Raw genomic sequence first — 6,773 nt, 5'->3', positions numbered from 1 at the left:
ACCAGTGGCCGGGCGGTCTTTCCAGCAGGCTTTCGGCGGGCTCGAATGCCCAGCCGAATTGCCCGAGGCACTGGACATGGCGACGCGCCTCGGCAAGCACATCCATCGCATTGCCGGTGCCCGCGCGCGGCTTTTCGACGATCTCACGCACGCTGTCGGCGAGCTTGGCCTCGGCCAGGATCCGCCGCACGGAATGTCCCGGCGTGCCGGAGAAAACCAGCCCGGCGGCGCTGCCGAAAGACGGCGATATCTCGATGTGCTTCCTCTTCAGGAAGTCTTCCAGCGAACCGCCGTCCGGGAGGCCGCAGACATCCCTGAAAATCGGCCTCAGCCGGTGACCGATCGCTTGCGCTATGGCGGCAATGACATCGTCGGTGCTGCCGTCGCCCGAGATTTCCAACACCAGCGCGCCGGTCTCGGCCCCCGATTTTTCGTCCTTGCCGGTGGGAGCGACGGCCAGGCTGGTGAAATGAATGGTGCCAACCTTGTCGAGCGCGGCGCTGATTTCGCCGATCGCCGGATTGCCGAGATCCGCGACGTTGTCGCGCACCGCATCGAGCGGCATCGGTCGGGTGATCGGGCAGACCACGGTCACCATCGACTGCTCGGCGGTGCGGCAAAGCGGCGAGCGCTCGAAATCGACCTTGAGGCTCGCCGGGTAGGCGCCGACACTGACCATCTTGCCAGCCCTGCCCCGCGCGCGGGTCAGCTTCGGCTTGCTGAACAGGGCGCGGATGCATTCCCCGATCTGAATGCGGGCGATTTCCGCGCCGATGCACAGATGGATGCCGTAACCGAAAACCATGTAGTCGCGATGCGGGCGCGAGGTGTCGAACGCGTTCGGCCGCTGCACGATCTCCGGATCGAACATCGCCGAGAGCGTCGCCGGCATGACGACCGTTCCGGCTTTGACCACGCGCTCCCGGCGGGTACCCTTGCCGATGACCGCGTCACGCCTGGTGTAGCGCCAGGGTCCGATCCAGATCGGCTTGAAGCGCATGGCTTCCATGATCGCCCGGTCGAGCTTGCCGGTATCGCCGGCGCCGAGGGCCTCATCCACGGCCTGCCGTGCATCGGTTCGCGACAGGATCACATCCAGGCAATTGCTGCCGGCAAGCACATTGGTCGGCACGAAGCCGGCGACCATGCCGAGCATGATGGAATGAATGTCGGGCAGCGACAGGCGTCCCTGGTCCATCAGCGCGACCAAGCGAGCCAGCGGCCTGTCATCCTTGTTCGCCTTTTCCCGGACCGCGGCGATCGAGCGGTCGATAATTTTGATCAGGCGATCTCCCCCGACCACGGCAAGCTGGCGCGTGGTGGGATTTGCCGTCGGATCGGAAAAGAACAGCGCGCTGAGCGCGATCGACCAGTCGGCGAATTCGGTCTCATCATCGATCTGAAGGCCGAAATAATCGCGGCAGATGCGCACCGGAACGATCTTCATCAAGCCTGCAATGGCATCGAAGCCGGGGCTGGCGCGGGTCATGATCTCGCGCGAATGGCGCTCGGCGATCGGCCTGACGGTTGCTTCGACCTCCGCCGGCGGGAACGCGCTCAGCACGGCCGACTTCATCTGCCGGTATGCGGCGCCGTCCTGCATGCCGAGAATGAAATTCGAGCCCCGGGCCAACTCGGCCATTTCCGGCCCGTAAGGCGTCTCGAACTCGTCGCCGCGCTCCAATATGTCGCGCACATCCGCGCCCTTGGTGACGAGCAGGAAATTGCCGAAGCCGGGATTCGGCCAGAAGCGGCGCAGCAGCGCCAGCAGCCAGCGCGGATCGCCGAGAAGAAAGCCGGCGATGCGCGCGGCAATGCCGCCCTTGGAACGCAGTCGATAGATGTCGAACGGCGGCATTTCGGCGACGGGACGCTGGCTCTTCTGGGCGGCCCGGACCGCGGAGAAGTACTTCAATGTGATCATGCGCGTTCAAGCCCCCCGGCTGTCCACGTCAATGCGATGCCGGCACCATCTGGCCTAGGTTTGCATCGGTCCGGCGTATGTGAATTCGTTCACAGTCATCTGTTGTCGGCCCGGCAATCATGCGGCTGACTTGGCCCGATCGAAATTGGCGATCAGGAAATTGTTCTTGGCCGGGTCAACGAACGGTATCCAGCGTATCCTCTGCTCGGAAAAGTCAGGATGCCGGGTCATGAAAATCGCAAGCTCGCGCTCTGCCTCGTCATGCCTGCCGCTTCTGATCAGGGCGCCTATCTTCAGGAACCTGGCGTAGAAGTAACTTGGCGACAGGTTGAGCGAGCGCTCGGCTGTGGCGATCGCGGCCGGCCAGTCCTCGACGAAGCAATAGGCGGCGGCCAGTTCACCCAGATTGTGGAAGCGATAGAGGTCGAACGGGCTCAACCGCTCGGTATCGAGAAAGAACGGGATCGCGCCGGCCGCGTCGCCAAGCAAAAGTTGCGCGCTGCCCATGGCCGAGCGGGCGAAGGCGAAGCTCGGATTGATGTGGATCGCCTCGGCAAGGTGCTCGGCCGCCAATGCCGGCAGGCCGCGCATGATGTCGGCCGCGCCGAGATAGGCATGCGGGCGTGCGTCGAGGCTGTCCATCAGCAGCGCCTTGCGCGCAAGCTCCTCTACCTTTTCCAGGTCGTCGCTGTCGCCGAAACGCAGCCAGGCCCGCCAGAAATACCACCAGGCCAGTTCGTTGAGCACGGCGCTCGAGTTCGGATCGTCCCGGTAGGCTCTGTCGAAGAAGTCGAGCGCGATGTCGGTGTCGCGGCGTGTGCGCCTGTTCATGTGCCAGCGGCCGCGCCTGACCAATTGCCAAGTCTCAAGGCTCTCCCACGGCACCTGGAACGTACGCGCCTGCTCGGCGCGATCGACCTCCTTGTCGAGGATGGAAACGATCTCGCTGCCGACCTGGTCGCGCAGCCTAAAGATGTCGACGAGATCGCGGTCGAAGCGTTGCGACCAGACCAGGCGCCCGTTCGACGTGTCTGTAAGCGATGCGTTGAGACGGATATGCCTGTCGTGGCGCGCCAGCGTGCCGCTGACGATGTAGCGCGCGCCAAGCGCATTGCCGATGAGCCTTGTGCCCAGGCTGTCGTCGCGAAACTGAAAGCTGGATCCCTTTGCGATGACCGAAAGCCAGCGCGTGTTGGAAAGACCGTAGATGATGTCCTCGGCAATGCCGTCGGCCATATAGCCGACGTCCGGTTCGCTTCCATTGCCCTGGAACGGCAGCACCGCGATTGCCGGTGGCCCCTTGGGGACGGGTTTGTAATGGCCGGGCGCGGCCGGGATAGAAGCGAAGGAGGCCGGCGTGGCAGGCCCGTTGCCGCCGCGGCCCGCGATCAGGACCCGCACCGGCAGAGCGATGTTCTTCAGGCTGAACTCGCCGAGATCGGTAAAGACCGCTGCTGTCTTGTCCTTCACATGGTGCCAGGTCGTCGCCGAGATGGCGACGCCGTCGTGAGGCGCGAGTTCCTGAAGCCGGGCGGCGATGTTCACGTCGTCGCCGTAGAGACGGCCCTCACGGACAATCACATCGCCGGTATTGATACCGGCGCGAAACGGCATGCGCATGTCCTCGGCAACCGCCGCATTCAGCGCTGCGATCCGCGCCTGGAAGTCGAAGGCTGCCCGCAAGGCTTCGATCGGATTGCCGAATTCGGCCATGATGCTGTCGCCGGCATCGCCGAATGTGCGCCCGCCAAATGCGCCGCAACTGCCGGCGATGATGTCGCGCCTCTCCTCGAACGCGGCAACGGCGAGCTCGTCGTCGATGCCCATCAGCCTCGAGAATCCGACGGCGTCGATCGATATGATTGTCGCAAGCTGACGGGTGTAATTCCGTTCAGCCATGATCGAGCCCCCAGTCCCCGCGTCCAGTCCAGAACAGGCGACCTGCGCTCAAAAGAAACGCGTCGCCGTCTGCCGATGGATATCCCCGGCAGGTCCGGCGCGCAGTTGCCACCCTGTTATGACCAGAATTCTATCAGGGTCTTTCCGAAAGCTCTACCAAGAACAGCTAATATGGCGAACGCCCTGCCCAACGCATGGTTTAGTCATTCGTTATACCGGAAGGCACATCCGCATCGTGCCGTAACCCATTGAATCACGCACTCTTTTGTCCTCAGGCAATGTTGGATTTGGCTGCTGCCGGCCGAAGATCGGCCACGTCGAGCCAGGCTTCACAATGCGTTATTTTCACGCTACGGAACCAACATGCCCGCGTGCTGGTTTCTGACGGCACCCAGGCCCATATGAAACTTGGCCAATTACGCGATTTGAGGGCTCTCATGCGCACTGTTGTTTTAGCAACCGGTATCGCGGCCTTCCTTGCCGGCGGATCGGCCCTTGCGGCGGACGACCAGCCACTGCCGCCGCAGAATGCCAAGAAGCTGTCGGAGATCATTGCCAAGGTCGAGCACCGCACCGACTTCCGCTATGTGAAGGAGGTCGATTGGGATAGCGACGGCTACACCATCACCTACTACACCACCGACAAGGCCAAGGTCCAAATCACCTACGACCCGGTGACCGGCGAGCCCAAATAGGTCGCGTCGCCTCCCCGCCTTACGCTCCGCCCCATCTACTGAAGCACATAGGCCCCCGCCCGGTTTCACACACTGTGCCTTGGCGCTGGACACTCCTGTGCCACGCGCAAAGACCCGGCGCGATGGGCCGCCCTTGCATCGTCACAACTTTGGTGGCTGACTGCCCCTCACTGATTGCGGGCACGGGAGTGCATGGGCAATGATCGGCCACGTCCTGAAGCGCATCCTCATGGTGCTCGTCGGCTATCTGGTCGCGGTGCTTGCTGGGTTGATCGCGGTGGTGGTGATCTACGCCATATTGAGCTCGCTGCCCAATGCGCCGGGCTACTTCGGACTTATGGAATTCACCCCCGTCGCCGTGCTGGTCGTGCCGCCGCTCGGCATGTTTGTCTACTTCGTGACGATCATCCTGACGGGTATGCAGACGCTGGTCTTCGCCTTGATCGCGGAGTTCTTTTCGCTGCGCAGCTTCTGGCTGCACATGGTCTTCGGCGCCGCCGCCGCGGCGGCCGGCTTCATGTTGATCTGGCCTGACGCTGCCGATGATCCCGAACGCTGGGCCGACATGGGCATCATAGCGGGCGCCGGCCTCGTGGCCGGCCTGATCTATTGGCTGATTGCCGGGCGCGACGCCGGCTTCCGCCGTCCGCTCATCAAAGCAATTCCAGGAAAAGTGTGAAGCGGTCAGGCCGAGCGGTATCGCCGTAGCCTTCCGCCCGGAATTGCTTGAAGTCAGAGCGCTCAGCTTGACGGCGTGCGCACCGCTTCGGTCGCGTCCAGCGCCTGCATCAGCTTGGAATCACGGTCATAGACGTCGTCGAAATACTCGACCTTGCCGGACATATCAGGCCAGGCGGTGAAATAGGCGACATAGACCGGAATGACGCGCGTGACATTCTCGGTCGAATGGCCGTGCTTCAGCTTCTCGGCAATGTCGTCGACAGAGGTTCCAAGCACTGCGGCGGCCATGCCGCGCGGATCCTGCAGCCGGACGCAGCCATGGCTGAGCGCCCGCATGTCGCGCGCGAAGAAGGACTTCTGCGGCGTGTCATGCATGTAGATGGCGTGCTTGTTGGGGAAGAGTATCTTCAATTCGCCCAGCGCATTGGCCTCGCTCGGCTGCTGGCGCACGCTGAATGGGATCTTAGAGCCATAGGCGCCCCAGTCCACCTCTGACGACGGGATCTGCCTGCCGCGCGAATCCGTCACCTCATAGCCGGCGCGATCGAGATAGCCGGGATCGCTGCGCAGCCTCGGCAGCATCTCGTTGACGATGATCGACTGCGGCACGCCCCAATAGGGATGGAAGTCGACCTGCTTGATGTGATCGTAGAAGAAGGCAGTCTGGTTGGTAACCCGGCCGATGACGACGCGGGTCTTCAGCTTCTCCTCACCACTGTCGATATAGCTGGCGGTGAAGGAGGGCTGGTTGATGAAGACGCGCGGACTGCCGAGATCGGACGGCATCCAGCGCAGCTCCTCGAGCGCCACCTTGACCTTTTCGATCCTGTCGGCCTTCGAAGCGCCGGCCAGCAAAGCCACCGTCCGCGGCCCGATGACGCCGTCGCCCTTCATGCCTTCCCGCTGCTGCACCGCCTTGATCACCGGCACCAACTCGGGGTCGTAAACCACGCTCTTGCCAAGGCGGGCGAGCACCTCGCCATAGTTGCCGCCCATCTCGTCATCAAGATTGCGGGCAATCAGCGTCAGCAACTTGGGCAGTTCCGGGCTGCTCTCACCCGGCTTGAGCAACAGCTTGGGATCGACGACGATCTCGTTTTCCTCGCTGGCCTCGAGCGCTTCCAGTTCGACGCGCAGCGCCTGGTATTCCGGATTCTGCGGATGCCGCGACTCCAGATAGGTGCGGACCTCCTGGGTATGCGCCAGTGTCTTCAGCGCCCCTTCCAAATCGAACGGCTTGGCCGGGAAATCATAGTAGCCGGTCATCCGGTTGGGATCGACACGGCCGCTCTGGGCATCACGGGCGTAGCGCAGCACGCGCGCCGACAGCGCCATCTCGAACCGAACCAGTTCCCTGGTCCGCTCTTCCGGCGTGGCGGAAGTCGCGGCCGCCGGAATGTCGACGGAGTAGTCGGCCGGCGTCAAACCGTAGCTCGCCGCCTCGCCCAGCACCCGCACCGCATCCTGCGCCCTGCTGTTGGGGGCGTTGTCGCTCACCCAAATGAAATCCGGATTGGCCGAGTAATAAGCGATCAGCGCCTTGGCGATGTCGGGCTCGGCGAACAGCTCGTAGT

At 63.1% G+C, this 6,773-nt stretch carries 5 protein-coding genes; 2 read left to right on the top strand and 3 right to left on the bottom strand.

Features of this window, described 5'->3' with window-relative positions; genetic code table 11:
- On the bottom strand, window positions 1–1,924 hold a 1,924-nt coding region (locus tag EOA27_RS16080; RefSeq protein ID WP_145970371.1), incomplete at its 3' end, for a cytochrome P450.
- A 117-nt stretch (window positions 1,925–2,041) separates the two neighbouring features.
- Window positions 2,042–3,823 carry an adenylate/guanylate cyclase domain-containing protein gene (locus EOA27_RS16075; RefSeq protein ID WP_126082717.1) on the bottom strand — a complete coding sequence of 594 codons (1,782 nt, stop codon included), beginning with the start codon at window positions 3,821–3,823 and terminating at the stop codon, window positions 2,042–2,044.
- Window positions 3,824–4,260: 437 nt separating this feature from the next.
- Between EOA27_RS16075 and EOA27_RS16070 the strand changes: the two genes are divergently transcribed.
- Entirely contained in the window at window positions 4,261–4,518 is a 258-nt protein-coding gene (locus EOA27_RS16070; protein WP_126060940.1) for a PepSY domain-containing protein, read from the top strand.
- 199 nt (window positions 4,519–4,717) lie between these two features.
- Window positions 4,718–5,197, top strand: coding sequence for a hypothetical protein (locus EOA27_RS16065; protein WP_126082716.1), 480 nt, complete (start codon window positions 4,718–4,720; stop codon window positions 5,195–5,197).
- Window positions 5,198–5,259: 62 nt separating this feature from the next.
- Here EOA27_RS16065 and EOA27_RS16060 read toward each other — a convergent pair.
- The coding region (locus EOA27_RS16060; RefSeq protein ID WP_145970370.1) for a murein L,D-transpeptidase at window positions 5,260–6,773 on the bottom strand (1,514 nt) is incomplete at its 5' end.

It is taken from the genome of Mesorhizobium sp. M2A.F.Ca.ET.037.01.1.1, assembly GCF_003998075.1.
Classification (GTDB): Bacteria; Pseudomonadota; Alphaproteobacteria; order Rhizobiales; family Rhizobiaceae; genus Mesorhizobium.
Note: the sequence above shows the minus strand (reverse complement) of the source record. Positions and strands in the feature narration are given on the sequence as shown.

Excerpts from the sequence above, each read along its gene's own strand:
- EOA27_RS16075 (WP_126082717.1), bottom strand. The coding sequence starts at position 3,823 with ATGGCTGAACGGAATTACACCCGTCAGCTTGCGACAATCATATCGATC.
- EOA27_RS16070 (WP_126060940.1), top strand. The coding sequence starts at position 4,261 with ATGCGCACTGTTGTTTTAGCAACCGGTATCGCGGCCTTCCTTGCCGGC.
- EOA27_RS16065 (WP_126082716.1), top strand. The coding sequence starts at position 4,718 with ATGATCGGCCACGTCCTGAAGCGCATCCTCATGGTGCTCGTCGGCTAT.